This window comes from Halomonas sp. 3D7M (genome assembly GCF_014897885.1).
Taxonomy (GTDB): domain Bacteria; phylum Pseudomonadota; class Gammaproteobacteria; order Pseudomonadales; family Halomonadaceae; genus Vreelandella.
On record NZ_JABUZF010000277.1, the window covers coordinates 8,663 to 10,778 of the forward strand.

The 2,116-nt window shown below is 52.7% G+C and carries 3 protein-coding genes; 2 read left to right on the forward strand and 1 reads right to left on the reverse strand.

The features are described from left to right. Window positions 1–637, forward strand: a 637-nt coding sequence (locus INT22_RS19855) for a LysR substrate-binding domain-containing protein (protein ID WP_226912963.1), incomplete at its 5' end; no start/stop codon positions are given. A gap of 40 nt (window positions 638–677) precedes the next feature. Further along, window positions 678–1,277, forward strand: a complete 600-nt coding sequence (locus INT22_RS19860) for a class I SAM-dependent methyltransferase (protein WP_193068784.1) — start codon at window positions 678–680, stop codon at window positions 1,275–1,277. A 5-nt stretch (window positions 1,278–1,282) separates the two neighbouring features. Here the strand turns inward: INT22_RS19860 and INT22_RS19865 are convergent. Beyond that, the coding region (locus INT22_RS19865; RefSeq protein ID WP_193068785.1) for a LysR family transcriptional regulator at window positions 1,283–2,116 on the reverse strand (834 nt) is incomplete at its 5' end.

Below are 2,116 nucleotides of genomic sequence, written 5' to 3' on the forward strand. Positions count from 1 at the left end.
TGTGTCCCGCCACTCACAACTGAATGGTAGAGTGCGTTTGGCTACCGCAGAGAATTTGGCAACGGCATTGATTCTACCTGCGCTTGCACAATTTCGTCGTCAGTATCCTGGCATTACGCTTGAGCTAGTGACGGATATCTCTACTGTCAATCTACACCGTCGTGATGCCGATCTAGCCCTCAGAATGGTCAAACCCGAACGCGGTAATGTCACCCTTCGCCGCTTGGGTTCCTTAGGCTATGGGCTTTACGCTAGCTCAGCCTATGCGGCGCAGCGTAAGACGACTCTTGATGCTGGCGGCTACGACATGGATGCCTTTATCACCTGGGGGGAGACGCAAGCCCACCTGCCTGCAGCACAGTGGATCGAGCGCGTTCTACACGGGCGAGAACCCGCGTTAACCACTACTTCTGTGGCAACTCAAGTCGCCGCAGCTAAAGCAGGGCTAGGTATTGCAGTATTACCGCACTTTTTGGCTCAGGAAGCTGGATTAGTCTGTATTGCTGCTGATCTTGGCGTGGACCAGCCTATTTACCTCGTTATCCAAACAGACCTGACACAGTCACGCCGAACCCGTGCCGTGGCGGACTTTCTTATTGATCTGGTCGCCAGTAACCACGCTCGCTTGAGTGGGTGATATAGTGACTAAACTCTCACTTTGTATCCAAAGACTACCCATGACTCCCACCGATATTGGCCGTGCATACAACCAGATCACTCATCTCTGGCAGAGCGAAAAATTTAATCTCGCGAACGGTATAGACGCGCACAAAAGAGCGCTAGCGTTTGTGAAGAATCGAGGCAGGGCGCTGGATATTGGCTGTGGTTGCACAGGACGTTTTATTGATCTGCTACAGCAGGAAGGCTTTACACCAGAGGGGGTGGATATTTCTGCTGAAATGCTGCGGCTGGCTAAACAGAAACATCCAGACGTGACTTTTCACCACCAGGATATTTGTCAGTGGCAACCGCCGGGCAAATACGATGTCATTACTGCGTGGGATAGCATCTGGCATATTCCATTGGCTCAGCAGGAAGCTGTGATAACCAGGATTATTAATAGCCTGAGCGAAGGTGGCGTCTTTATCTTCTCCTTCGGTGGCACTGATGAACTCGGTGATCACACGGACAGCTTCATGGGGCCACCGGTTTACTACTCATCGCTCGGTACTAACGGCTTTTTATCCCTGCTGATAAAGCTTGGCACAGTATGCAAGCACCTAGAGTATGACCAACATCCTGAACTGCACGCGTACTTGATTGTTCAGAAGGAATGAAGAGTCTATAGCCTGGCTTGCTGGTGTAACGTATCGACAAAACGGGCTAATGCGGGCGACCAGGTAGCGGGTTCTGAAGTAACAAAATAGGTGTCGATATTGGCAATCGCAGAGGGCAGTTCCAGCGCGTGAATGCCGAAGCGGTGCTGGTGCGCTTCAATGATAATACGTGGCAGCACGGTGTACCCCATCCCAGCCGCGACGCAGCCAAGCATGGCGTCTAGCGTGCCAAACTCAAAAACACGCACGGCATTAATTCCTTGAGATGCCAGCAGCAATTCGATACGTTGCCGGTAACTACATCCCTGGCGAAATGCGAGAAACGTTGCTGTCAGTAGTTCTTCAGAGCTGGGTACGCTTGTCATGGGGGTTGAACTCACCAGCACAAGCTGTTCGCTGAAGACTTTGAGCGAATGATAGCGATGATGATCGATAGCGCCGGCCACAAACACACCATCCGCCTGACCGTCCATGAGCTTCTCGATCAAACTGGCGGTGGGGCCGGTCGCCAGGGTCATATCAACCTCTGGAAAGTCAGCATGATAGGCCGCCAGTATCGGGGGGAGGCGCAGCGCCATAGTCGTTTCCATCGACCCCAAGCGCAGCTGGCCTGTTGCGTTCTCTGCACTTTGAAACAGCATTAATGCTTCGTCATGCACTGCCAGCAACCGTTCTGCATAATCCAGTAACGCTAGCCCCGCAGACGTAAGGCGCACGCCACCCGCGCGATGAACCAGCTGCACGCCTAATTCCTCCTCAAGTTTTTTGATATGCGTGGTCACGTTAGATTGCACCGTGTGCAGTTGCTTTGCGGCAGCCATAAAGCTGCCGGTTTCAGC